Here is a 23,821-nt window from a genome sequence, read left to right on the forward strand (position 1 = left end):
GTTGCCGTGTCGGTAGCAAAAGCTTTTATGTCTGGTTGTTGGGCCAACATGTGCTCTCTCGATCCCGGACGCACCGACTTACAGCTCTTCGTCGGCGAACTCGACTTCCGCGACGATGTCGAACGGATCTTTGCCCTTCCGGATGCCATCGAGCAACAGGAACGCCCGGTCGGGCGAGAGGAAGTGCCGCGCCACGGCCCGGCCCAGTTGCGTCGGCTCCAGCCCGTCGATGAACTCGAACTCCAGGAGCTTCCCGAGGGCGTGTTTCGTCGGCACTTCCCCGAGCATCCGGTCGTTGAGGCGTTTGGCGGCACTCCCCCCGACCACGATGTTCGCCAGCGTCTCCTCGACGGCCGCGCTCTCGTCGTACAGGCTCCTCACGGGTTCCATCTCGCCTTTCAGCAGCTTGAACGCGACCTCGTCCTCGGTCATCTCCTGGCTGTTGTGATAGACGCCATCGGGTTCGACCAGCAGGTACACCGTGCCCTTGTCGTGGTAATCGGGCCGGCCAGCCCGGCCGAGCATCTGGGAGAACTCCTGGACGGTGAGCCACTCGATCCCCATCGCCAGGGAGTCGAAGATGACTTGCGAGGCCGGGAAGTCGACACCCGCTGCCAGCGCTGCCGTTGTCACGACCGCGGACAGTTCCTGATCGGCGAACATGGTCTCGACCTCGCCGCGGCGCTTGTTGTCCAGGCCGGCGTGGTAGGGGGCCGAGGAGTACTCCAGCCGGCGGGATATCTCGTGACACCGCCGCCGGGAGTTGGTAAAGATGATCGTCTGGCCCCGGTATCCCTTCGAGGATTTCGTGTCGAAGGCCCGCTTGACGAGCTTGTTCTCGATGTCGACCTTCTCGTAGTCGTCGGCGAAGGTGACGTGACGCTCGATCGGAACGGGGCGCTCCTCGAACTCGATGAGTTTCGCGGAGAGTGACTCGGCAAGCGACCCCGGGTTGCCCACGGTCGCCGAAAGGTAGATCCACTGGGTGTCGCCCGACTGGGCGCTCGCACTCGAGCCGCCCCCGCCGGAGCGGTTCGAGCGGGCCGCCGTCGCTCCGCCTTCCTCGCAGTAGTACTTCAGCCGCGAGATGAAGCCGTCGAGGCGATGGCCACGCTCGCCCTCGCCGAGGGTGTGGACCTCGTCGATGACGACCGTCCCGATGTCGCCGAGGTCGTGACCCACGCGCAGCGCGTGGTCGATCCCCTCGTAGGTACCGACGATGATGTCGGCGCTGGGATCGAACCCACCGCCGTCCCCGCGGATTCGGCTCGATCCAACCCGGAGACTCACGTCGACGATGTCGCCGTACTCTGCCTGGAAGTCCTGGTACTTCTGGTTTGCCAGCGCCACCAGCGGGACCAGAAACAGCATCTTCCCTTTCCCGTTGAGCACGCGGTCGATGCCGGCCATCTCGCCGATCAGCGTCTTCCCCGTTGCGGTCGCCGAGACCACGAGTTGGTCCTGGCCTTCGAGAACGCCGTTCTCGACGGCGAGGCTCTGGACGGGCAGGAGTTCGTCGAACTGCCCCTCGAGTTTCCCCTGCATGCCCGGGTGCAACGACAGCGAGTCCGTCGGTACCAGATCGATGTCCTCGACCGTGGCGCTGATCTCGTCGAACTTCGTGAGTTCCGGGTCGAGCTCGCCCGACAGCAGGTTGACGATGCGTTCGAGGTCCTGGACGTCCAATAAGAGTTCTTCAAGTCGATCGCGGGCCGTCCCCGTCACGTCGCCGTGGTAGGCGAGCTCGCGTTCGAGTTCCGTGATCGCACACGACGGGCAGATGTCCTCGCCGTCGGCGTCGATCGCCGTCTCGCTCGTGATCGGCGAGTATTTGCCAGCCGACGCGCAAAAGCGGCAGGTCCGGACGACCTTGGCGTCCAGCTGGTAGGCGTCGAGTAGCTCGCGGACGACGCGGCGACCGCGGGCCGAGGTCTGCTCGGAGACGCGAATCCGCCCCGCTCGGCGGGCGAGTTCCACGAACTGGTCGGGGCTGCGAAGGTCCTCCTGGCTGCCCCGCTCGACCCGGAGTCGGGCCGGCCGTGGGCCTGCTTCGGTCTCTTTGACCTCCAGGCGACCGCCGAGGACGCGCTCGCCGTCGCGCTGGACGACCACCTGGAAGTCCTCGCCGTTCTCGTGGAGGAACAGCGTATCGACCTGCGTGACCTGCTGGGACACACTCTACGTAGGGCAACGGCGGTACTTGAGTCGCTCGGAGACGCTTTCGGTTATGACACCGCGGTCCAGCCTTCGCTGCTCACTGGTACCGGCCGCGCCCTTCGATTTCCCGGAGGCGATCCAGAACGGCGTCACCCCGCCCGCTCGCGTCGCGATAGACGTCCTCGGCGGCCTCCTGGAGCGTTTCAGCATCGTCGGCCGTCCCGGCGAGCGACTGGCCGAAGACGTGGAGGTCCATCGCGTGATCCTCGGCGTGGCCGGTGTAGTAGCCCAGGCCGAAGTCGATGAGGTGAGTGCGATCTTCTGAAACTCTGACATTTCGCGTCGTCGGATCGCCGTGGACGAACCCCGCGTCGTGGATCGTCGCCAGGTGTCGCCCGACGTCCCGGACCCGATCGAGTGTCAGGGCCTCACGGAGATCCCGCTCGCCCACGCGCTCGAAGACCAGGACGCCTTCCTGCGGGTCGACGTCGTGGACGACCGGCGTCGGGACGCCGACGCGGCGCGCTTCGCTTGTGAGTCGGGCTTCTTCGCGCGTTCGCTCGGTCCGGAGGCGCTCGTCGAGCGTCGGATGGCGGTAGGTCCGTGGCTGGCGCTCCTTCCTGACGCGGCCGTCCTCGACAGTGACGGTCGCTTCGGCCCCCTGGACGGCATCGTCGTCCTTCGAGCGAGTCCACGACCCGACGGCCTCGCCGGATCGCCAGGTCACGTCAACCTCGTCGGGCCGGAAGTCCGGCCGGACCCGGGAGTCCTCGACGGCGATCGTATCGCCCGCGTCGTACATCTTCGCGCCGAGGACGGCGATCATCCCCGCGTTGTCACGCAGGAATCGGGGTTCGGGCGCGTAAAAATCAGCCCCGCGCTGGTCGCACATCGCTCCGAGCATCTCCCGGAGGCGATCGTTCTGCCCGACACCCCCGCCCAGGACGAGTTCGTCGGCGTCCGAAAGCGAGAGGGCCCGCTCTGCGACTTCCGTCAACATCGCGAAGATGTTCTCCTGCAGTGAGTAACAGACGTCTTCGACGGCCGCCCCATCGTCAATCGCTTGCTTGGCGGCGCTCATGATTCCCGAGAAGGAGAAGTCCATCCCCTTGACGACGTACGGCAGGTCGATGTACTCGCCGTCTTTTGCCCGCTTTTCGACCTTCGGCCCGCCGGGGTGGGACCACCCGAGGTGACGTGTGAACTTGTCGATGGCGTTGCCGACGCCCGTGTCCATCGTCTCCCCGAGGACGCGATACCGGCCGTTGCGATACCCCAGAATGTGGGCGTTCGCGCCGGAGGCGTTCAGACACACCGGCGCGGAAAAGCCCGACCGGTGGCGACCGATCTCCAGATGGGCGACCATGTGGTTGACGCCGACCAGGGGCACGTCCAGCCGTTGGGCCAGCGCCCGCGCGGCCGTCGCGACGATCCGCAGACAGGGACCGAGGCCCGGCCCCCGGGAGAAGGCGACCGCGTCGACCGGCGATTCGTCGGAGTCTTTGCCCGCCTCGGCGGCCTGCTCGCGGGCGATGTCGAGCGCCCGCTCGACGACCTGCGGGATGGCCTCGCGCATGTGTTCGGCCGCCTCTTGTGGGTGAATCCCACCGCTGTCGGGTTCGTAGGCGTCCGTCTCGATGGTGACGTCGTCGGCCTCAACGTCGTAGACGGCCGCGCTCGCGGCCCAGGCGGTTCCCTCGATGCCGAGAATTCGGTCCGCGGACGCGACGTCATCAGTTCCAGTCGGTGCCATTCAGTCTATCCGGATTCTGTGGCCGACGGAAAAGACGACTTCGATCCGGTCGGGATTCGTTGTGGGCCCCGGCCTCACTGGGTGACGTATCCGCCGTCGATGACGAGCGATTCGCCCGTGACGAAGGAGGCTTCCTCCGAACACAGCCAGACGGCCGCGTCGCCGATCTCCGGCGGTTCGCCCAGCCGGCCGATCGGCGTGGCGGCGATCGTCTGCTCGATCATCTCCTGGTCGGTGGCCTCGACCATCGGTGTCTCGATAACCCCCGGACAGATGGCGTTGACGCGGACCCCTGCTTCGCTGTACTCGACCGCAGCGGTCTTGGTCAGGCCGATCACGCCGTGTTTGCTTGCGACGTACGGCGTGAGATTCGGGAACCCGACCTGGCCCGCGATCGAGGACATGTTGACGATTGCCCCGCCGCCGTCTTCGAGCATCGCGTCGATCTCGGCCTGCATCCCGAGGAAGACTCCCTTCAAGTTGACGTCGATGACTTGCTCCCAGTTCTCGAGGGGTTGGTCAGCGGTGCCGGCGTTCTCGCCTTCGATCCCGGCGTTGTTGACGGCGAAGTCCAAGCCGCCGTAGGTGTCGACCGTCGTTTCGACCATCGCCTCCACTTCAGCGGGATCGCTGACGTCCACCTCGACGAACGTCGCCTCCCCACCGTCCTCGACGATCTCGGCGACCGTTCCCTCACCGTCCTCGACGTTGACGTCCGCGACGACGACACTCGCTCCTTCGTCGGCGAACCGCCTGGCCGTTGCCGCACCGATACCGGTACTTCCGCCCGTCACGATCGCGACGCCGTCCTGTAGCTCTGACATGCTCTCCGACGAATACTTGGCGGGACACACGCAAAGAACAGTGATCGGTTTCTCACGGTGTGAGAATAGCAGGCACAGCGTCCGCTGGCGGTCAAAAACCCGAGGGGAACAGCTTCTGCATACAAAGAAGTGTCTCGACGGTGAGTTCGGCCGGGTCGTTCAGGCGACGTGCGTCAGTTCCACTCGGTGTAGCTACACCGGCCGCAGTGCGTGCGGTCGCCGTGGTCGGCCAGGAACGCGTCGCCACACCGCGGGCACATCTCTCGGTCGGTCGTGCCGTCGTCGCCGTAGAGTTCGTGGCGCGCCATCTCAGGCCTCCTCTGCCTCGGACTCGCCGTCCTCAGCCACTATCTTGTTGCGTTCGAGCATGTGGTCCTGTTCGACCTCACGCGCGTACTCCGGGTCGTCGTACACCTTCGCGTAGCCGACGGTCTTTCGCATGCCGAAGGTCGTATCGAGTTCGTGCACGACGACTTCTGCGGCGTCCTTGTTGAGCATCGCGGCCAGTGAATCCCGGATAGAGAGCCGCGACGGCGTCGCCTCCTCGTGGGCGACCTCGAATCGGACGTCGGTCCGATGCAACATCGGATTGTCCTCCTCTTCGATGATGTCGATGTCCATGGTTCGTTGTTCATATGTCCCCTACAAGCGTGTATAAGGATTTCGAAGAGGTCGGTACGGCCCCTCGCCCGGGCGAGGGTCACGCTTCGGCGGCCAGTTCGGCGAGCAAATGCGAGAGGTGCAACCGGTCGTCGGTCCCTTCCGCGAGGTCGAGGTCGATCTCTCCGGCTACCCGATGCAGCCGTGCCAGCCGATCACCGGAGTACCGCGAGCGACCGACCCGGAGGAGTACCTCCAGCACCTCGACGCCGCTGTGACCCTCGTCGACGAGCAAGTCGTCGAGCGTCGACCGTGCGTCGGTCACGTCGCCCGCTTCGGCGGCGGAAAGCATCGTCTCGACGGCCTCGTCAGTCCGGACCTCGCCCAGCGCCTCGTAGGCCGCGTTCATGGTGATCTCGCCCGCCTCCTCGTAGGTGGTCTGGGCACCCAGGATCGCTTTCCGAAGGTCGCCGCCGGCGTACCCTGCGACGTATTCCAGCCCCTCGTCGTCGTAGTCGGCGTCCTCGGCCTCGACGATCCGGCGGAGGACGGCCTCGGTCTCGTCGTGGGTCGGCGCGCGGACCGTCACGGGGAAACACCGTGACCGGATCGGCGGGATCAGCGTCGAGGATTGGCGGGTGGCGATGGCGAACTGCGTCGCCTCGTAGTACTGCTCCATGACCCGCCGCAGCGCCTGCTGGAAGTCCTCGCGCATCCGCTCGGCGTTGTCCAGCAGGATCGTCTTGTACGACCCCGAAACCGGCGTGTAACTCGCGGCCTCCTTGAGAACGTGATTGATCAGGTCGGCCTTCGAGGATTCCCGGCGGCGTTTGGGCGTGATAAACCGCTCGAATCGGGGGTCCTCGGCGAGTTCTTTCTTGGTCAGATCGAAGAAGTCCGCGACGTTGATCACGACCAGATCGGCCTCGACGTCGGCGTGGGCCTCACGGGCGAACGCCCGGACTGCGGCGGTCTTGCCAGCGCCGGCGGGGCCGTGAACCAGCAGGTTCATCGGATCGTCGAGTGCCCCCCGGAGCTGGTCACGTACTTCGGGCTGTGGCAACTCGTCGATCGTCGGCGCGTGTCGCTCGGTCCACAGCGGCCCGTCCATTAGCGTCCCGTAGGCAACCCCTGGTCAAGTATTCCGCGATCGATCCGGGTGGTCACCGGTCGCCCCTCGCGGCGTCCGCAACGCTCACCTAATTCGAGGCGGAGGCCCCACCCTCAAGGAGTCGTTCGAGAATCGAAGATTCTCGTGATCCCGAAAATCGGAGATTTTCGGACGACGCCGGGCTTCCGGCCCCGGCGGAAGCACAAGCGAGTAGGGTGGGGAGGACAGCGCGGAACGAAGTTCCGCGGGCCGTGCGAGCGGGCAAAGCCCGCGCGCAGAAGCCGACACGGTACTGACCAGCCGCCAGACTGTTGCCTGCTTACTCCCAACCATTAAGTAACTACAAGCACATATATGAAAATATCGTGGAGTACCGTCGAACCGCCGTTATCAAACTCGACACGCCCGAAGGCGCAGATAAACACCTACGGGAGACTATTGAGCAATTCAAATACTGTTCCAACACCGCGAGTGAGTGGTGCTGGCACGGCGACGACGGCTACCACGTTACATCCAAAGCCAAGGCCGAAGATGCACTGTACGACCGGCTCCGTGAGGACACGGAGTTGACCGCGAATCTCGTCCAGAAAGGGATTCATCAGGCCGTCGAAGCCATCAAGAGCGGCGTCGAACGGCTCAAAAACGGCCAAGATACGTCCCGTCCGACGTTCTCGGTAGACACCGCTATCTACGACAAGCGAAGCGCCACGTTCCACCGTGACCACGTTTCCCTATCGACACCGGACGGGCGCATCGAGTGCGATTATATTCTCCCTGAGAATCCCGAGACACCGCCGACGAAGTACGTCGCCAACGAGGACTTCGAGTTTCGGCGGGCGACACTTCATCGATGTGACGGCGACTGGTATCTTCATGCGTCGATGCTCAAAGAGGACGACGACACCGACACCACTACCGGGCACAGAACAGTCCTCGGTGTGGACCTCGGTGTGAACCAACTCGCGGTTACTTCGACCGGACGGTTCTGGTCGGCAGACGAGTTCAACCACTGGAAACGAGAGTACGAGAAACGGCGTGGCGACCTTCAGAAGTGTGGGACACGGGCGGCACACGACGCAATAGCAGGCGTCGAGCGCAAAGAGGACGGACGCTTCGAGATATTCCTGCATCGTGTCGCCAACGAAATCGTCACCGAAGCCCTCACTCACGACTGTTCGCATATCGTGTTTGAGGACTTGACAGACATTCGTGAGAATGTTCCAGAAGCGTCGTGGCACCATCTGTGGGCGTTCCGTCGCCTCTACGAGTATGTCGAATACAAAGCCAAAGAACACGGTGTCGAAGCCGTCCAAGTGGACCCACGGAACACGTCGAAGCGATGTTCGACCTGTGGGTTTACCCACGACGACAACCGCAACGGCGAGGACTTCGAGTGTCTGGATTGCGGTTACCAGAACCACGCCGACTACAACGCTTCCAAGAATATTGGCCTACAGTATCTCCGGCGTCGGCAAAACGCAGACGACGGAGGCGCACCCGTAGACGTGCGCTTGAATCGCGGGACGTTGAACGTGAGTGGAGAGTACGACCTTCCCGCCTCATCCGAGGCGTAGAACGGGAGTCCACGCGAAAGCCCTACCCTCAACGAGCGAGCGGGGCGATTGCCCCCGAGCGAAGTAGGGTAGGGTAGTTTACTCGTAGCGGAGGGCCTCGATCGGATCGACGCGTGCGGCCCGCCAGGCCGGGTACAGCCCGGCGATGACGCCGATCGAGATTCCCATCGCGATGGCAATGACGACCCAGTCGACGGGGATCGTGAACCCGACCTCGGCGTAGGCCGAGCCGGCGTAGCCGACGCCGAGACCCAGCGGGATGCCGATCACGGCCCCCAGCGAACCCAGCAGGACGGACTCGGCCAGAAACAGCCCGAGGATCTCCCGGTTGGTCGCGCCCATCGACTTCATGATCCCGATCTCCTTCGTGCGCTCGGTCACGCTGACGAGCATGATGTTGGCGATGCCAAAGGCACCGACGATCAGCGCCAGCACGCCGATCCCGGTGATAAGTCGGGTGATGTCCTGCAGGACGGCCTGGATACCACCGACGACGTCTTCCGTGGACTGGACGGTCACCTGGCCGTCCTCGCCCGCGAGCTGTCGGGCGTCGGACTCGGTCTGAATGTAGGCCTCGACCGCGTCACGCACTTCCGAGACACGGCCAGCGTCTGCCACGATCGTCACCTGGGAGTACGCGCGCTGGTCGACGCCGACCGCCGGTGACGCCTGGGTGGTCCGGTAATGGGGATCGACGGGGACGTAAAACTCCGGGCCGGGCGCTGAGAGTTCCGAGAACCCACCGCGTGCCCCAGCCGTGATGCCGACGACTGTGAACGACGACTTCGTCTCGCGAGCGACCTCGATCCGGTCCCCGACGGTCACATTCGAGTCGAACTGCGCGGCCGCGATCTCGTTGAGCACGATCTCGTTCGTCCCGGACTCGAATGCCCGGCCCTCGACGATCTCACCGTCGAGGGCGGCGGCGGTGGTCGCCGTCAGACTCCCGGGCGTGACCGTCTGGTTCGCGTAGGTCAGCGACGAGATGGGTACTGATCCCCGTGGGAGCACCGCTCGCGTGCCGTCGATCGCCCGCAACTGTTCGAGGTCGTGCGTCGTGACGACCGGGGTCGTCAGCCCCACGTCGGCCCCGGGCGGCCCACCGCCCGAGAGGAACCCGCCACCGGAGACGATGTAGACCTCACTCGCCGACGTTGATTGGAACTCGCCGACGACGTCGGTCTGGACGCTCGCGCCGAAACTCGCGAACGCGATCACCGTCGCGATGCCGATGACGATCCCGACGACCGTCAACGCCGACCGGAGCCGATGGCCGGCGATCGCTCGCACTGCCATCCGAACCCCCTCTCGCCAGTCCATTAGTCGTCACCTCCCAGGTGCTCGGTCCGCTCGCGGACGCCGTCTCTGACGTGGATGATCCGGTCGGCGTGTTCGGCGATCCGACGCTCGTGGGTCACCAGCAGAATCGTGTTGCCCCGATCGTGGGCGTCCGCGAACAGCGACATGATCTCGTCGCCGGTCTCGGTGTCGACGTTCCCGGTCGGCTCGTCGGCCAAGAGGAGCGCGGGGTCGGCTGCCAGGGCGCGGGCGATGGCAACTCGCTGGCGTTGGCCGCCACTGAGTTCCTGTGGCAAGTGATCGAGTCGGTCCCCGAGTCCGACGCGTTCGAGGAGGGTGCGGGCGCGTTCGGCCCGCTCGCGTCGGTCCCATTCGGCGAAGACGAGGGGGAGTGCGACGTTTTCGCTGGCGGTCAGTCGTGGCATCAGGTTGAACGTCTGGAAGATGAACCCGATTTCCGTGCCGCGGAGTCGTGCTCGCCCGCTTTCGGAGAGTTCCGAAACAGCAGTCCCGTTGACGGTGACGGTCCCCGAGGTGGGCGTATCAAGTGCGCCGATGAGATTCAACAGCGTGCTCTTTCCGGAGCCGCTGGGTCCCATAACTGCTGTGTACGAGCCGTCCGGCAGCGTCAGATCGACCCCGTCGAGTGCGGTCACTGTCCCGCCAAGAGAGTACTCCTTGCGGACGTCCGCGAGTGACACGACCGACTGGCGGTCCGCCGCTTCGTCCATATCTACATTCACGTTCTGGACACGTTTGAACGTTCTATCCGGTTCCCCTATCGCCCCTGTCCCGCCGTTTAAGTTGCTCAGGCTCCTGTAAACACTCGATGGATTCTACACGTCGGGGTGCGATCCGCCTCGTCGGGTTCGCCGCCCTCGTCGTCGGCGTCCTCGGCATCGCGGCCGCTGCCGGGTTCGTGGTCGCCGACGGTCCGACCGGCGAGGCCGTTCTATCGGATGTCGAGGAACAGTACCGGACGGCCGACTCGGTAGTCGTCGACGCGACAGTAACTGTCAACGGTGAAAACACTACCGGACAGTTCTCCGTCGAGTCAGTCGCTACGGCCGAGGGACGGATGCGCGTCAACGTCTCTGACGGGGGCGGGTACCTTCTTGCCGGTTACGACGGCAACACGTCGTGGCTATCGAGTTCCGAACTCGCCTCGCCGCTCGTCGTCCGGGGCAGTTCCGCACTTGGCAATGTCTCGTTCAGTCGTTCAAACGGCACTGCCTCGATGGCTGGGCTGGACGCGTTTCTCTCCGAGACAGACGCCGACCTGACGTGGGACGAGGGCCTCGACAACGAGTCAGTCGAACGGGTCCGCGACGCGGTCAACGAGAGTGACCTCCCAGCTGCATGGAACGAGAGTGCGGTTCAGGACGCGTGGAGTGACGCTGAGCTCCCTGCTGAGTGGAACGAGAGTACGGTTTCCGAAGCGTGGAACGAGAGCGAACTCTCTGCGGACTGGAACGAGAGTGCGATTCCTGAGAAGTGGAACGACAGCGAGTTCGCGGTTGGAAACTGGAGCCACGCGTCGATGGATCACAACTGGAGTACGGAAAATATCTCGCTCGATCCGGCCGAGTGGTCCGTCTCGACAGTCCTCGCTGAGACGAATCTGACCGCCGAACGGATCGAAACGACGACCGTAGACGGCCAGGAAGTCCACGTCGTGGCAGTCTCGGCTCCCGAGCGCGATGGGGAACTCACGCTGTGGGTCCGGACCGACGACGCGGCCGTCGTCAAGCAGCAACTGACGACGCCCCGCGGCACCGTCACTGTCGAAATGGAGACTCGATTCGACGTGTCGCCGGCCGACAGCACGTTCGAGCCACCGATGGCGTCGACCGAACTCGGGAGCGAGATACGCGTCGACTCGCTGGCGGCGCTTCGGGCGAGTGCCAGCGATCCCCTCGCTGTCCCCAGTGAGGACTGGCAGTTCGAACAGGGAAGCGCCCTCGAACGCCCCGTCTCCGTGACCATCGGCGAGTACACCGCCGATGGAGCCGCGATCACCGTCCTCCAGTCCGACTCGGCTGTCCTCCAGGAGTTCGGTGCTGACGGTCGAAGGAACTTGGCCGGCGATCGGTCCGTAACTCTCTCCGAACTCTCGGGTGCGCAGGCCGACATCCCAGGGCTTGGGGCGGACGAGTTGACTGTCGCCCAGTGGTCCGAGAACGGCCAGACTGTCGTCGTCGCCGGCGATCTCGACGAATCTGCGCTCCTCGAAGCCGTCGAGACCGTCGCGTTCGAATGAGGTCCCTGGCACCACTCCGCTGATGCTGTGGCTACTTCGGATCGAACCCCCGCAATGATGCCCACACCCCGACACTGTTTAGGCTCGCGTCTCGATTGACGGTCATGGATCGAATCGTCTCGGTGGCCCCGAGCGCCACGTCGATCGTCCAGGCGCTCGACGCCGGCGATCGGCTGGTCGGGGCTACCGCCCACTGCGAGGTCGCGGACGTCCCTCGCCTCGGCGGCTGGCTGAACCCGGATCTCGACCGGATCGCCGATCTTGACCCCGACCTGGTGCTCACGAACGATCAGCTTCAGGCTGACCTGCGGGATGCGTTGCGCGATGACGGGTTCAGAGTCGCCCACGCGGAACCGGCCACGCTCGATGACGTCCTGTCGAGCTTCCGGACGATCGGCGATGCGATCGGGCTCCCGGAGCGCGGCGAGCGCCTCGAAGAACGGGCCCGCGATCGCATCGACCGGATTCGAAACGTCACACTCGACGGTAAGGACCGACCGGTGGTCTACTGTGAGGAATGGGGCGATCCGCCGATGGCAGCCGGCAACTGGGTGCCCGAGGCCGTCCGCGTCGCGGGCGGTCGCTACCCGTTCGTCGAGCCTGGCGATCGCTCCCGAAAGATCGATCGCCCGGCCGTCGAAGCAGCCGATCCTGATTTCGCGGTCGTCCATCACTGCGGGGCCGGCGAGCCATCGACGCGGGCGCTGGTCGAACGCGAGTGGGACCTCGACGCCGAGGTCTGTGCGATCGACGATTCGTTGCTCAATCAGCCGAGTCCACGGCTCCTCGATGGGATTGAACGGTTAGCGTCGATCGTCTCCGCTGTCGATCCCGCTGTAGAAGAACCTTCGGTCGCAGCCGGTCAGTGAAGTCACTCGCTGACCTGGTGGTGATTTCCGGGGTTGTGATTCAGTCACGACCTCGCCGATGATAGTTGGATTCCCCCGTGCATGCGATCCACTGCTTTTGGCGGTATCGCACTGTTTACACCTTCAGTTGGCTATGGAATTCGAAATGAAATGATTTATATGGGTGGATGTGTCTTACTAGTGTGCTGAGAAAAGCACAATGAGTCGACACGACGGCGGAGATACACCGAACGAACGGCGCGGCGAATCGAACGAACACGAACTGCTCGGACAGGTTGATCGTCGGAGCTATTTGAAAGGGGCAGCGGCGACCGTGGCGACAGGACTCGGCGTCGGATCCATCGCGAGTCCGGCCGCTGCGATCACCGAGAACCAGACCGGGACTCACGACGGGTACTTCTACTCGTTCTGGACGAACGACCAGGGCTCGGTCGAAATGACGCTTGAGTCCGGTGGTAGTTACAGTGTCGACTGGTCGGACACGGGTAACTTCGTCTGCGGCAAGGGCTGGCAGACCGGCTCGGACCGGGACATCGAGTATACTGCGAACTACAACCCGCAGGGCAACTCCTACCTGTGTCTCTACGGGTGGACGACGGATCCGCTGGTGGAGTACTACATCATCGAGGATTACGGCAGCTACAAGCCCGGAGACCAGTCCCAGGGGACCCACACCACTGACGGCTCCACGTACGAGATGTACACGTCCGAGCGAGTCGAGAAACCCTCGATCGAAGGGACCGCGACGTTCACGCAGTACTGGTCCATTCGACAGAACTCCCGGACGAGCGGGACCATCACCACCTCGAATCACTTCGACGCCTGGGAGAGCGCGGGCCTGAACATGGGGAGCCACGACTACCAGATCCTGGCCACTGAGGGCTACCAATCCAGCGGCAGTTCCAGCGTCACAGTCGGCAGTTCCGGCGGCGGTGGTGGCGGAGGCGGCGGCGGTGGTGGTGGCGGTGGTGGCGGTGGTGGCGGTGGTGGTTCCGGCAGCCAGCAGCCCTACAACGGAACGCCGCACAGCATCCCCGGCACCATTCCGGCCGAAGAGTACGATCAGGGTGGCTCAGGCGTCGCCTACAGCGACAACACGTCCGAGAACGAGGGCGGTGCCATGCGCACCGGCGAGGGCGTCGACATCTCCTCGAACTCCGCGGGTTCGGGTTACTCGATCGGCTACATCGAGTCCGGCGAGTGGGTCGAGTACACCGTCGACGTCCAGCAATCCGGTGACTACACCCTCGATGCGCTGGTCGCCTCTGACTCGGGCGGCGGTTCCTTCCACCTCGAAGTCAACGGACAGAACGTCTCCGGGAACGTCAGCTTCGGCGCGACCGGCGGCTGGGACTCCTGGGAGACGGTTTCGACCTCCGGTGTCTCGCTCGACGCCGGACAGCAGGTGATCCGCGTTTCCATGGACGAGAGCTGGTGGGACCTCAACACCATCGACCTCTCGCTTGACGGTGGCGGTGGCGGAGGCGGCGGAGGCGGCGGCGGTGGCGGAGGGGGCGGTAATGGCGGTACTGGTGGCGGTGGTGGCGGTACCAGCGGCGATCTCGTTGCGGAGATTGATCCGAACACGACCTCAGCCAGTACCGGCGACCTCGTGCAGTTCAACATTAACGACACCACCGGATCCGGGAACTACATCTCCTCGCTGGAGTGGGATCTCGGCAACGGTGTCACCGGCTCCGGCTGGTACATCGACGAACGCTACCAGTCCGCCGGCAGCTACACTGTCACACTCACCGCGACCAACAACGAAGGGACGTCGACGACTGACGAGGTGACCGTCACGATCACGTGAGGTGACTTTCCGAACGGCACTGGCGCTCTCTCGTATAACTCGCCTCGCTTGCTTTCGGGGCGTATAATTGCGGAATACACGGAGTGCGCTTCGACAGGTCGCCCTCGAAAGTCGATCGTTCGCCGGCTCGCAGTCAACTGTTACTGACTAGTAGCTCCCCCGAATATGTCGTTCCATAGAAATAGAATGATTTATATAGCTGGACTAATGTCATTTGTTTTGTTGGTATCTCACAATGGGGCAACACAAATCGGATGACTCAGGCAACGAGCAGGCAGTCGAATCGAACGCGAACGAACGGGTCGGACAGTTCGACCGTCGGAGTTACCTGAAAGGGGCAGCCGCGACCGTGGCGACGGGGCTCGGGATTGGCTCCCTGGCCTCCCCGGCCGCCGCCATCACGTCGAATCAGACCGGCAACGACAGCGGGTATTACTACTCGTTTTGGACCAATTCCGAAGGGACGGTCGAGATGACCCTGGGAGACGGTGGTAATTATAGCGTCGACTGGTCGGACACGGGGAATTTCGTCTGTGGCAAGGGCTGGGAGACCGGCGGCCGTCGTGACGTCGATTACACGGCCAACTACAACCCGTCGGGTAACTCCTACCTGTGCATCTACGGGTGGACGACGGACCCGCTGGTGGAGTACTACATCATCGAGGACTACGGGAGCTACAAGCCGGGCGACTCCTATCAGGGAACGCATACGACCAATGGGTCCACGTACGAGATCTACACGTCCGAGCGGGTGAACAAGCCCTCGATCGAGGGCAATGCAACGTTCACGCAGTACTGGTCCATTCGACAGGACTCCCGAACCAGCGGGACGATCACGACCGGCAACCACTTCGACGCCTGGGAGAACCACGGGCTCCCCATGGGTAACCACGACTACATGATCGTGGCCACCGAGGGCTACCAGTCCAGTGGCTCCTCGGAGGTCTGGGTCGGTGCCGACGGTAGCGGCGGTGGCGGCGGTGGCGGAGGCAGCGGTGACACCGGTGGTTCGAGTGGCTCCTCGAATCCGCCATCCAGCGGCACCTACAGCATCCAGAACGTCAACAGTGGCAAAGGCATGGACGTCGCCGGGCAGTCGACGTCGGACGGTGCGAACGTCCAGCAGTACAGCTACTGGGGCGGCGAGAACCAGCAGTGGAACGTCGAGGATACCGGCGGCGGGCAGTTCCGGATCCAGAACGTCAACAGCGGGAAAGTGCTCGACGTCGCCAACCAGTCGTCCGAGAACGGCGCGAACGTCCATCAGTACTCGGACGGCGGCGGTGACAACCAGCGGTTCTATCTCCACGATCAGGGCGGCGGTCAGTACCACATCCAGCCGGTTCACAGCGAGAAGGCCGTCGAAGTCGAGAGTTCCTCGACCTCCGACGGCGGGAACGTCCAGCAGTACGACTGGCACGGCGGTAACAACCAACTCTGGACGTTCGAGTCGGTCTAGTAGGGCTGTCGGGTAGATCATCGAGCACTCATTTTTGCTGTTGTCCACACTTCGACAGCTGCTGGTCGAACACCGTTTCGTGAAATCGTTGCCGGTGGGATTTGAAGCGAGTGAAGACGTTCCGGGATGCTTGCCCACTTCGTTCGCTGTGCTTCCGGGGCTGCGGCTCCCCGGTTCAATTCCTCACGTCAAGTATACGACGAGCGAAGCGAGTCGTTTCACCGGACGCGAACGAAGTGAGCGTCCGGCTTTTGGATACTAAAGTTTTCGAGGAGTGAGTTGCGGGCCGACGGCCCGCAACTGATACCGGTGGCGGCGAAGCCGCCACCCAGTTCGCGCCACGCACGAACCCGACGAGAAAAGTTTAGCGGGCCGGATGGGAGTTCGCCGAGCACCGCGAGGCGAACGCCGAACGACGTTTCGTCGTTCGGAAATTGAACCGGAACCAGAGGTTCCTGCTCGCTACGCTACGCGGGCTGGCACTGGTAGGGTTCAATTCCCATCATAGCACATTTGCTGCTCGCGGATTGCACACAGAAAAATGCTACGGGCCGGATGGGAATTGAACCGGAGGGAGACGTTCCGGGCATGTGGCCTCGTTTCACTCGGCCATTCCGGGGCTGCGACTCCCAGGGCTCAATTCCCACCGGCATCGAACAGCAGGCGCTCGCGAGCTTGCGAGCGCCATCGTGAGCGGGCCGGATGGGAATTGAACCCATGACCGTCTGGTTAAAAGCCAGACGCTCTGCCTGACTGAGCTACCGGCCCTCACTCGCTCATGGGGGAGTTGCCGGCTAAGTCCTTACGGTTGCCGCCGATCGGACTCCCCGACCGCGTCGTAGTGCTCGGCCAGCGCCGCGGCGATGAGCGACCCGGGGGATTCGTCCTCCAATGAGGCCCGCCGCCGGAGTTCACAATAGGCCTCAACCGGCAACCGGATCGTGAGTTCGCCGAGTGGATATCCGGCTTGACCGAGGACGACGGCCGGATCCGCCCCGTCGGTGATCTCACTCGCCAGTGTCCGAACCTCCCGGACGGTCAAGCCATGGTCCAGGATCGCAAACGCCAGCAAGAACCGTGACGTCCCGCTGACCCGGGCGATGTGTTTGGCTGCGGTCGGCGCGATCTCGCCCTTCGCGACGTGTCGGCGGATCGACCGGGGTAAGTCGTGGACCCGAGACCACTTCCGGATGAACGAGACCGTCGTCTCGCCGCCGGCCCGTTCGGCAGCCGCTTTGTAGGAGCCGACACCACGGACCAGTGCCGCACAGGCAGCCGCACCCCGGAGCATGTAGACGCTGTCCTCGTCGCCGACAGTGTTCTCGGCGAAGGCGCGGACGGTCGTCGCCGCCGCTTCGAGACTCTCGTCGTCGGTTGGATCGAACTTGACGGCCCGGTTCGCGTGCTCGCCTGTCGCGTCCGGGTCACCACGGATCACCGGTTGGCCGACCGGCGACTCCCGGTCAGTGGGCATCCCCGGCCCCTGCGTCTCGTCACTCATTCGTATGGTGGGACGGATTGTATGGCTAAAAACGTCTCGCCGCGATTCAATCGTCGGCGGCCGTCCGCTCGCGCTCCGCCGAGAGGTGTTCCCAGACTTCCGCACAGCCACAGCCGTCCTCGACGTTCTCGAGGTGCTCGTCCTCGCTGTCAGTGTCACTCATCGCTCAGTCCCTCCGCAAGTGTTGTCCAGGTTCGCGCTGCGATTAGCTGCCGTCTACTCATCGATCATTCGTAGCGCGTACAGCCCTAAAAGACCGCTCTCCGTGGTAATGCCTTCCCGAACTCCCATCTCGCGGCAAGAATCTTCGGTAGCTACGACACTCGCCCTCTCGCCCTACTCGCCAGCGTCGATTCAGGTCGCTGGCTTCTTCGAGAAGGGGCTGGCACTGACACAGAGTCAGCAATATTGGCCTATTTCAGTGAGGAAGCCGGAAGGGACTCCGTTTCTCCTGCTCGACGGCCGAGACACCACGTTGAAGACACTCCGCTTGTAACCCGCGAACATGTCAGCCTCGGAACTCGCTGCCGCAGTCCGCGAGGCGTTGTCGGTCGATCGTGAGGCGTTCCAGGCGCGGGCCGAGGAAGAAGCCCAGGAACTCAAAGCCGCCGTCAGAGCTGGAACCTTCGACAACAACCAGGCGATCATCGGCCTGGAGTTCGAACTCTACGCGGCCGACGACCGGACGGACGCCCTCCGTCGGGTGCCACGTCAGTTGCTCGAACGCATCGGTTTCGAGAAGGAACTCGGCCTGCACAACGCCGAAATGCAGACCAGTCCGCTGCCGTTGAACGATCACGGCCTCGAAGCCCAGCAACGACAGCTCCAGGCCAACCTCGCGCCGGCCATCGAGCGAACGGGGGCCGAGGACATCAGACTGGTGAGCGACGGGCTGTGGACGGTCCCACCCAACGGCGAGACTGCGGTCGAGTACCTCTGTGATTCCGTCGAGCAGGACGGGATCCGGATCGGGACGAACATGTCCGACAGCGTCCGGTATCACGCGATGGCGAACACGGACTATCCCTCGCGTTTCCGCCTCGACGCCCCGCACGTCTCCCTGGAGGCCGATACCGTCATGCCGGAGAGTCTCATCACGTCGATCCAGCCCCACTATCAGGTCCCGCATGCCCCTGATCTGCCCGAGCACTTCCGGTACGCCCTCCGGGTAGCCGGCCCACTACTCGCCCTGGGTGTCAATTCCCCATTTTTCCCGCCGCAGTGTTACGACGACGCCCACGATCGGGAGATCGTCGCCGACGCCCACATGGAACACCGGATCGGCATCTTCGAGTCCGTCCTCAATCCGTCCGCGGAAAGCGACATCGAACCGAAGGTTCGGTTCCCCCGGGATCTGGATTCCGTCGAGGAAGCGATCGACCGGATCGTCGCTGACCCGCTGATCGTCCCGATGGACATCGATCGCGGGGACCGTTTCGACGATCGCTTCGCTCATATCCGACACAAGCACGGCAGTTACTGGCGATGGGTCCGACCGGTCTTCGACGGGGCGACACGCTCGGCGGCCAACGCTCGCATCGAGTTCCGCCCGCTGCCCGGGCAGCCGACAATCCGTGACGCGGTCGCCTTCACGGCTGTCTTCGCCGGGCTTCTGGAAAGTCTTCCACGTCGGGAACACCCCGTGCGCGAACTCGATTGGGAACGCGCCCGCGAGAACTTCTACGCTGCCGCTCGCGATGGATTGGACGCCGAGATGACCTGGATTACGGGCAGCGGCGAGACGACCGCGATCGACGAACTCTACGGCGACCTCTTCGAACACGCCCGCGACGGCTTGGAGTTGCGGGGGTTCTCGACGGAGCAAGCTCACCGGTACATCAAACCGCTTCGGGAGCGCCTGGATCGGCGGATGACGCCGGCCCGCTTCAAACACGACTACGTCCGCCGGCAGGTCCGTGACGGCGTTCCGCTCGGCGAGGCGATCTGGGGGATGCAGGCCGAGTACATCAACCGGCAGCGCGAGACCTTACTGGAGGGGACGTTCATCGACTGGCTGGCGTAGCCTATTGCCGTGCTGACTCGATGTATTCGAGGGCGGCTTGTGGCGTCTCGACGGCTTTGACGCCCGCAACGTCGTGCGTATCCAGGCCGGCCACCGGTTTCCCTGCGTCGAGCGCAAGCGCGATCTCCGAGAGCGTGCCCGTCGAGCCGTCGATGGCGATCGCGGCGTCGCCGTTGCCCACGACCAGGGCGTTGCGTGCGTTGCCGAGGCCAGTAGCGATCGGCGTCTCGATGTACTCGTTGGCTGCCCCGCGGTCCGCTCCAGGGAGAATGCCGATCGTATGGCCACCCGCTTCCGTCGCGCCCCGGGCAACTGCTTCCATGACGCCACCGCGGCCGCCACAGACGACTTCGTGGCCGCGCTCGGCCAGCAACCGGCCGACTTCACGAGCCTGGTCGTACAACTCCTCGCCGACCGTACTCCCGCCGATAACACTGACGCGCATGGTTTTCAACTCGCTCGGCCGATCCGTAGCGATGTCGGTTCCACCTGGTCGAACATGTTCACCGGCAGCCCCAAACCTCGGCCGATCGAACGGCCGGTATGAGCGACGATCAACTGGCGGACCTCGCGGGATCGGTACTCGAACTCGAAGACTTGCTAGACTATCAGGACGGCGCGATCGTGAGCCGAACGCTGGTCGATCGGGAGGCCGCGACGCTAACGGTGTTCGCCTGCGACGAAGGCCAGACGATCAGCGAGCACACCGCGCCTCACGAGGCACTCCTGCAGGTGTTGGATGGCACCGCCGAAGTCACGATCGACGGGACCGACTACGAACTGGCGGCCGGCGAGTCGATCGTCTTTCCCGCCGACACGCCTCATGCGATCGCGGCAGCAGAGCCATTCAAGATGCTGTTAACGATGGTTCGGTAGATCGCTCTGTTTGCGTCCAGGAGCACACTACTCAGGAGCCCGGAAGACCCGGATCGTGTCGCGGTTCGTCCGCTCGCAGACGATCTGGGCCAGCCCCAGATCAGAGAAGACAGCCTTCCAGTCGCGGTGATAGAGCGGAAAGTCGTCGTCGACATAGCTCACGTCCTCGGCGTCCGGGCCCCGATTCGGTCGATTGCCCTCGTTCTCGGCGGTGATCAGCAGGTCGCCGGTGACCCGGACCAACTCCTCGAACACCCATTCGTCGTCGGGATGGACATGCTGGAGGGTCTCGACGGAGTAGACGACATCGTAGGCGTCGTCGGGAAACTTCGGAAGATGGTCCTCGATCGCGCCACTGAGGAACGTCCCGGTGTCGGCGAGTCGCGGGTACTCCTCGGCCATGACTTCGAAGGATTCGTCGTTGATGTCGATCCCGGCGAGGTCCTTGTAGCCGACGCCGAGTAAGTGGTCCAGGTGGCGACCCGAGCCACACCCGATCTCGAGGATGCTCGCGTCCTCGTTCGCGTAGTATTCGATGACGGTCGCGAGCGTCTCGCTCACCTCGTTCTCTCCGATCTGGGCGTAGTACTCCGGCGAGTACGCGCCGTCGCGTTCGGCCCAGCTCCGGCGGTTGTCCTCCGGGTCCATGCGAGTTATGTCGGGGTAAGCAAGTGGGGGAGAAAAGGGCGACGAACCGGCCTGTCGCGATACGGGCTGTCTCTTTGGGCGTCTGGCAGTTGTTGCGGTAACGATGATATTTTAGAGGGTCTTGTTTAGACGCTAAAATTTTGACGGTATAGGGTTTCTACTCGGATGTAGTAGAAAGCCCTCGGATCGCTCGCGGCCTGCAACTCGCTGTGCTCCTCGCTCACGCCGTTCGCTGCGGTGCTTACGTCGTTTCGGCTCGCGACCGATCCTCGCCCTTTCGATCCGCCAGGAATTAGGTTTCATAGCCGGTCTACACCCAATATTTCCCTGGTGGACTGAAAGGGCGAATCCGTTTCGCGTGTCGCTGCGTGACCCCTATCTGAGTGAGCGAAGCGAGCGAAGATATGTCACGCAGCGGCTGCGAACGGGTGAGGGCTTTCAACCGTTTCTGGATAGCGGCCGTAAACGCAGTGAAATCAACCGTCTAAACAAGGCCCTTTAGAGTATCATACTTCAAAGTACGATCAGTCACGAGATCGACGTGGTCGGCTTGATGACGGGCGAGACGCTGATCGTCGGCGAGTGCACGTTCATGCAGGCGCCGCTCGGGTACGACCCGTTCGCGACCCTCCGCGATCACGTCGAGGAACTCCGGTGGACGCCCGAAGACGGGGGCGATCGGGTCGAGACGTACGCGCTCTTTTCCCGGAGTGGATTCACCACGGCAGTCGAAGAAGCCGCTGAGGAACGCGACGATCTCAAACTGTTCAGTGCCGGTGACGTGGTCGATGCGCTCACGTGAGCGGGTTTTGGAGTGGCGGAGTGAGAGGTTACACAATCGTCACTTGCTCTTCTCTAACTGAGCGAAATAACGGCGGATTCTCGAGATTGGTGCTGGTTGGCGTGCAAGATGTAGGGTACGTATTTCGCACCGGGAATTCTGGAGTTGATATGAGTCGCAATTGCTCAATATATGGATTAGAGGAAGCGATCGAGATCCTCCTCGCTAGAGTTGCTGCTTCGTTCGCTAACGAGAGTTTCAATGTCCAGGATTTCAGGCATATCCTCGGGCGTAAATTCGAGTTCACGCTTTTCCAGTTGGTTTCCGGCACCAAGGTCGTCAAGCAGCCGAAACGCACTTTCGACACGACCTGGCTCCAAACTGCGGTAATTGAAATGATTACGGAGTTGACTCACCGTTATTCGAACAGGTTCTGAGACCGCCCTTTGGCCCCAAATATTACAGATGGTGACAGCTACGCTCTCTATCTCCAAGCCATCAGTCATCGAGACCGTGACTCGCGGCGTCTCTGACATTTTGATACCGTACTCCAGCCACTCAGTAAGGTCGGCAGAATTGAATTGGCCCGTCAGTAACTTCAGTTGTCGATCCGCTTCTCGACCTAAAATCGGACAATTCGATTCCATCTCGATCAATCTCTCTTCGCAACTCTCCCACTCGTTTCGGCACTTCTCTATATAGGTGCTATCAATGCCGTCATAGTATATCAGCGGCTCAACACCGTATACGTCCCCACTAAGACCGAAGCGCTCACCGATGTTCATTTTATCCATGTACGCTTCGGCAGCATCTAACGTCACACTGTCGAGACGCCCCGTTTGTTCGACATCTCGGACATCTATGTTGTTACCCTGTTTCACTTCAGCGAGAATGAGTGTTTCACCGTCATAGAGAGAGAAATCCGGTTCGACTGCATCATCGGTGAACCGGTTGTCTATCGTCGGAAAGAAGTTCGTGAGTCGATATCCGCGCTGGGAAAACCCATGATAGCTGCTCCGTGACCGATAAGCAGAGAGAAAAGCATTGTATGCGTCTATTTCCCCCTTTTGGCGTGTCCATGACTTCCCACTGGTCACTGTGCCTTCACCCTCGTTTCTTTCTTCCTCAGAGAATATGTCGAGTCGAATTCATCGAGGACCGTGCGACAGAAGGCTCGTAGACTGTAGGCAGTCGTCGTCTCTCGGGCGTGAAGCACCAGCTCGTTCGACTCAATTCCAAGCTCAAAGACCTCCTCATGCTCCTTGTCGTAGACGAAGAACGTATCGTCTCCCCATCGACCAGTCTGGTAGCGATGTTTCGAGAAGACCTCCTCTTCGAGTTCCCTATCGAGAGAGTCGGCTTCGGTTTCATCGCGTCCGGGGTCATAGAGTTCAATACTGGTGTACTCATCTACGACGAATCCAGGTTGGAACAACTTCCAGCTCGTGTCCGCGTTGACGCGGAACTGCTCGATATCTCGGTCAGCAAACATTTCTGACGTTCGTAAGAGTGTATCGGCCGCTTTTGCTTCCGAATCCTCCCGGACGCTTTCGAGTTTGAGGAATCCGTCATTTGAACCGGACCCCTGAATTGCCGTCGCTGGGCTGTTCTTTTGGTTAAACTCTATCCGTGTCGGGGTTGCAGAGAAAGCATCTTCCGCTGTTCGAAGATCGTTCTTTTCTGCGCCGTGGAATTGTAGGGTCGCATCCCGATCCTTGTGATTGGCATGGTACTCAGCCGTAAACCCAGCTATCTCGGAATCGGCGATGCTCCGCATCGTGTCTTCCAACTCATCAGGCGATAGATAGACTCGTTCCAGTTGCGGAAGGTACTTGATGACTTTTTCAACGGTGTCCTCTAACCATTCCTTCAATTCGGTTGTAAGGATCCAGAATACGTCGCCTCTGTCTACGACGATCGCTTCGTCCGTCCGTTCATACCGTGGGTATGTAACGCTAAGAAAAGAGATCCCATCACTGACTTCGTCCTCCTCAATGACGATACTATTGAAGAATTCCCGGGCTGCCTTCTTCGTGTTCTTGTCGTCGGCAACGTCCATCCCGGCCTTGTCGAAACGACCCTGGATGTCTTCAGAGGAGTTGACAAGGTAAAGCTTCAGATCCGTCGATTTGGAACCTCTGGTCTCTTTTTCTTCCATCTCCTCACCGGATTTGGTGACTTCGGTGATGAGTTCCAAGACGATCTCCCTTTCGTCGTAACCCTTGATTTCGGATAGCTCAATGTTCATATTGTGGGATCTTTATTGCTCAGCC

21 protein-coding genes and 1 tRNA gene are annotated in these 23,821 nt (G+C 62.4%); 8 read left to right on the forward strand and 14 right to left on the reverse strand.

Annotation, left to right across the window (positions count from 1 at the left end):
• Positions 1 to 78 precede the first annotated feature (78 nt).
• The 6 genes from SVXhr_RS12920 to SVXhr_RS12945 all read right to left on the reverse strand — a co-directional run bounded on the left by SVXhr_RS12920 (position 79) and on the right by SVXhr_RS12945 (position 6,445).
• Positions 79 to 2,175, reverse strand: a complete 2,097-nt coding sequence (locus tag SVXhr_RS12920) for a DEAD/DEAH box helicase (RefSeq protein ID WP_275737680.1) — start codon at positions 2,173 to 2,175, stop codon at positions 79 to 81.
• Positions 2,176 to 2,254: 79 nt separating this feature from the next.
• Complete coding sequence (locus SVXhr_RS12925) at positions 2,255 to 3,910, reverse strand: bifunctional N(6)-L-threonylcarbamoyladenine synthase/serine/threonine protein kinase (RefSeq protein ID WP_275737682.1); 1,656 nt, start codon at positions 3,908 to 3,910, stop codon at positions 2,255 to 2,257.
• A gap of 74 nt (positions 3,911 to 3,984) precedes the next feature.
• Complete coding sequence (locus tag SVXhr_RS12930; protein ID WP_275737684.1) at positions 3,985 to 4,734, reverse strand: glucose 1-dehydrogenase; 750 nt, start codon at positions 4,732 to 4,734, stop codon at positions 3,985 to 3,987.
• Positions 4,735 to 4,907: 173 nt separating this feature from the next.
• Positions 4,908 to 5,042, reverse strand: coding sequence for a 30S ribosomal protein S27ae (locus tag SVXhr_RS12935; protein ID WP_275737686.1), 135 nt, complete (start codon positions 5,040 to 5,042; stop codon positions 4,908 to 4,910).
• A gap of 1 nt (position 5,043) precedes the next feature.
• Complete coding sequence (locus tag SVXhr_RS12940) at positions 5,044 to 5,355, reverse strand: 30S ribosomal protein S24e (protein WP_275737688.1); 312 nt, start codon at positions 5,353 to 5,355, stop codon at positions 5,044 to 5,046.
• A 79-nt stretch (positions 5,356 to 5,434) separates the two neighbouring features.
• Positions 5,435 to 6,445 (reverse strand): AAA family ATPase, encoded by a 1,011-nt coding sequence (locus tag SVXhr_RS12945; RefSeq protein ID WP_275737690.1) that lies wholly within the window; start codon positions 6,443 to 6,445, stop codon positions 5,435 to 5,437.
• 365 nt (positions 6,446 to 6,810) lie between these two features.
• Here SVXhr_RS12945 and SVXhr_RS12950 point away from each other — a divergent pair, with 365 nt between their 5' ends.
• Positions 6,811 to 8,019 (forward strand): transposase, encoded by a 1,209-nt coding sequence (locus tag SVXhr_RS12950; protein WP_275737692.1) that lies wholly within the window; start codon positions 6,811 to 6,813, stop codon positions 8,017 to 8,019.
• A gap of 78 nt (positions 8,020 to 8,097) precedes the next feature.
• Here SVXhr_RS12950 and SVXhr_RS12955 read toward each other — a convergent pair whose 3' ends face one another.
• Positions 8,098 to 9,339 carry an ABC transporter permease gene (locus tag SVXhr_RS12955; RefSeq protein WP_275737694.1) on the reverse strand — a complete coding sequence of 414 codons (1,242 nt, stop codon included), beginning with the start codon at positions 9,337 to 9,339 and terminating at the stop codon, positions 8,098 to 8,100.
• Complete coding sequence (locus SVXhr_RS12960) at positions 9,339 to 10,049, reverse strand: ABC transporter ATP-binding protein (RefSeq protein WP_275737696.1); 711 nt, start codon at positions 10,047 to 10,049, stop codon at positions 9,339 to 9,341. Before SVXhr_RS12960 ends, SVXhr_RS12955 begins: the two co-directional genes overlap by 1 nt.
• A 98-nt stretch (positions 10,050 to 10,147) precedes the next feature.
• On the opposite strand from SVXhr_RS12960, the gene SVXhr_RS12965 reads away from it, so the two are divergent.
• The 4 genes from SVXhr_RS12965 to SVXhr_RS12980 all read left to right on the forward strand — a co-directional run bounded on the left by SVXhr_RS12965 (position 10,148) and on the right by SVXhr_RS12980 (position 15,719).
• On the forward strand, positions 10,148 to 11,578 hold the full coding sequence (locus SVXhr_RS12965; RefSeq protein ID WP_275737698.1) for a hypothetical protein: 1,431 nt from the start codon (positions 10,148 to 10,150) through the stop codon (positions 11,576 to 11,578).
• A gap of 104 nt (positions 11,579 to 11,682) precedes the next feature.
• Positions 11,683 to 12,447 carry a helical backbone metal receptor gene (locus SVXhr_RS12970; RefSeq protein ID WP_275737700.1) on the forward strand — a complete coding sequence of 255 codons (765 nt, stop codon included), beginning with the start codon at positions 11,683 to 11,685 and terminating at the stop codon, positions 12,445 to 12,447.
• Positions 12,448 to 12,646: 199 nt separating this feature from the next.
• Positions 12,647 to 14,260, forward strand: a complete 1,614-nt coding sequence (locus SVXhr_RS12975) for a glycoside hydrolase family 11 protein (RefSeq protein WP_275737702.1) — start codon at positions 12,647 to 12,649, stop codon at positions 14,258 to 14,260.
• 235 nt (positions 14,261 to 14,495) lie between these two features.
• The gene (locus tag SVXhr_RS12980; RefSeq protein ID WP_275737703.1) at positions 14,496 to 15,719 is read left to right on the forward strand and encodes a glycoside hydrolase family 11 protein; all 1,224 of its coding nucleotides are present in this window, start codon (positions 14,496 to 14,498) and stop codon (positions 15,717 to 15,719) included.
• Between the two features lie 694 nt (positions 15,720 to 16,413).
• Here the strand turns inward: SVXhr_RS12980 and SVXhr_RS12985 are convergent.
• Together SVXhr_RS12985 and SVXhr_RS12990 are read right to left on the reverse strand one after the other, a co-directional pair.
• Positions 16,414 to 16,487 (reverse strand) — tRNA-Lys (locus tag SVXhr_RS12985).
• A gap of 34 nt (positions 16,488 to 16,521) precedes the next feature.
• Complete coding sequence (locus SVXhr_RS12990; RefSeq protein ID WP_275737705.1) at positions 16,522 to 17,220, reverse strand: hypothetical protein; 699 nt, start codon at positions 17,218 to 17,220, stop codon at positions 16,522 to 16,524.
• Between the two features lie 505 nt (positions 17,221 to 17,725).
• Here SVXhr_RS12990 and SVXhr_RS12995 point away from each other — a divergent pair.
• The gene (locus tag SVXhr_RS12995; RefSeq protein ID WP_275737707.1) at positions 17,726 to 19,243 is read left to right on the forward strand and encodes a hypothetical protein; all 1,518 of its coding nucleotides are present in this window, start codon (positions 17,726 to 17,728) and stop codon (positions 19,241 to 19,243) included.
• Position 19,244: 1 nt separating this feature from the next.
• On the opposite strand, the gene SVXhr_RS13000 is transcribed toward SVXhr_RS12995, so the two are convergent.
• Positions 19,245 to 19,688 carry a TIGR00725 family protein gene (locus SVXhr_RS13000; protein ID WP_275737709.1) on the reverse strand — a complete coding sequence of 148 codons (444 nt, stop codon included), beginning with the start codon at positions 19,686 to 19,688 and terminating at the stop codon, positions 19,245 to 19,247.
• A gap of 98 nt (positions 19,689 to 19,786) precedes the next feature.
• Between SVXhr_RS13000 and SVXhr_RS13005 the strand changes: the two genes are divergently transcribed.
• Entirely contained in the window at positions 19,787 to 20,119 is a 333-nt protein-coding gene (locus SVXhr_RS13005; protein WP_275737711.1) for a cupin domain-containing protein, read from the forward strand.
• Between the two features lie 27 nt (positions 20,120 to 20,146).
• Here SVXhr_RS13005 and SVXhr_RS13010 read toward each other — a convergent pair whose 3' ends face one another.
• Positions 20,147 to 20,767 carry a class I SAM-dependent methyltransferase gene (locus SVXhr_RS13010; protein WP_275737712.1) on the reverse strand — a complete coding sequence of 207 codons (621 nt, stop codon included), beginning with the start codon at positions 20,765 to 20,767 and terminating at the stop codon, positions 20,147 to 20,149.
• Between the two features lie 553 nt (positions 20,768 to 21,320).
• Here SVXhr_RS13010 and SVXhr_RS13015 point away from each other — a divergent pair.
• On the forward strand, positions 21,321 to 21,569 hold the full coding sequence (locus tag SVXhr_RS13015; protein ID WP_275737715.1) for a hypothetical protein: 249 nt from the start codon (positions 21,321 to 21,323) through the stop codon (positions 21,567 to 21,569).
• A gap of 176 nt (positions 21,570 to 21,745) precedes the next feature.
• Here the strand turns inward: SVXhr_RS13015 and SVXhr_RS13020 are convergent, their stop codons facing one another.
• Positions 21,746 to 22,645: a hypothetical protein gene (locus tag SVXhr_RS13020; RefSeq protein WP_275737717.1), complete on the reverse strand. Its 900-nt coding sequence runs from the start codon at positions 22,643 to 22,645 to the stop codon at positions 21,746 to 21,748.
• A complete protein-coding gene (locus SVXhr_RS13025) occupies positions 22,642 to 23,796 on the reverse strand; it encodes a hypothetical protein (protein ID WP_275737719.1) in 1,155 nt (384 codons plus the stop codon). Before SVXhr_RS13025 ends, SVXhr_RS13020 begins: the two co-directional genes overlap by 4 nt.
• Positions 23,797 to 23,821 lie beyond the last annotated feature (25 nt).

Source organism: Halorhabdus sp. SVX81, from assembly GCF_029207715.1.
Taxonomy (GTDB): domain Archaea; phylum Halobacteriota; class Halobacteria; order Halobacteriales; family Haloarculaceae; genus Halorhabdus.

Coding starts and splice junctions, on each gene's coding strand:
- SVXhr_RS13025 (WP_275737719.1), bottom strand. CDS start 23,796: ATGAACATTGAGCTATCCGAAATCAAGGGTTACGACGAAAGGGAGATC.
- SVXhr_RS13000 (WP_275737709.1), bottom strand. CDS start 19,688: ATGCGCGTCAGTGTTATCGGCGGGAGTACGGTCGGCGAGGAGTTGTAC.
- SVXhr_RS12955 (WP_275737694.1), bottom strand. CDS start 9,339: ATGGACTGGCGAGAGGGGGTTCGGATGGCAGTGCGAGCGATCGCCGGC.
- SVXhr_RS12975 (WP_275737702.1), top strand. CDS start 12,647: ATGAGTCGACACGACGGCGGAGATACACCGAACGAACGGCGCGGCGAA.
- SVXhr_RS12935 (WP_275737686.1), bottom strand. CDS start 5,042: ATGGCGCGCCACGAACTCTACGGCGACGACGGCACGACCGACCGAGAG.
- SVXhr_RS12995 (WP_275737707.1), top strand. CDS start 17,726: ATGTCAGCCTCGGAACTCGCTGCCGCAGTCCGCGAGGCGTTGTCGGTC.
- SVXhr_RS13010 (WP_275737712.1), bottom strand. CDS start 20,767: ATGGACCCGGAGGACAACCGCCGGAGCTGGGCCGAACGCGACGGCGCG.
- SVXhr_RS13005 (WP_275737711.1), top strand. CDS start 19,787: ATGAGCGACGATCAACTGGCGGACCTCGCGGGATCGGTACTCGAACTC.
- SVXhr_RS12970 (WP_275737700.1), top strand. CDS start 11,683: ATGGATCGAATCGTCTCGGTGGCCCCGAGCGCCACGTCGATCGTCCAG.
- SVXhr_RS13015 (WP_275737715.1), top strand. CDS start 21,321: ATGACGGGCGAGACGCTGATCGTCGGCGAGTGCACGTTCATGCAGGCG.
- SVXhr_RS12980 (WP_275737703.1), top strand. CDS start 14,496: ATGGGGCAACACAAATCGGATGACTCAGGCAACGAGCAGGCAGTCGAA.
- SVXhr_RS12990 (WP_275737705.1), bottom strand. CDS start 17,220: ATGAGTGACGAGACGCAGGGGCCGGGGATGCCCACTGACCGGGAGTCG.
- SVXhr_RS12960 (WP_275737696.1), bottom strand. CDS start 10,049: ATGGACGAAGCGGCGGACCGCCAGTCGGTCGTGTCACTCGCGGACGTC.
- SVXhr_RS12965 (WP_275737698.1), top strand. CDS start 10,148: ATGGATTCTACACGTCGGGGTGCGATCCGCCTCGTCGGGTTCGCCGCC.
- SVXhr_RS12945 (WP_275737690.1), bottom strand. CDS start 6,445: ATGGACGGGCCGCTGTGGACCGAGCGACACGCGCCGACGATCGACGAG.
- SVXhr_RS12930 (WP_275737684.1), bottom strand. CDS start 4,734: ATGTCAGAGCTACAGGACGGCGTCGCGATCGTGACGGGCGGAAGTACC.
- SVXhr_RS12940 (WP_275737688.1), bottom strand. CDS start 5,355: ATGGACATCGACATCATCGAAGAGGAGGACAATCCGATGTTGCATCGG.
- SVXhr_RS12925 (WP_275737682.1), bottom strand. CDS start 3,910: ATGGCACCGACTGGAACTGATGACGTCGCGTCCGCGGACCGAATTCTC.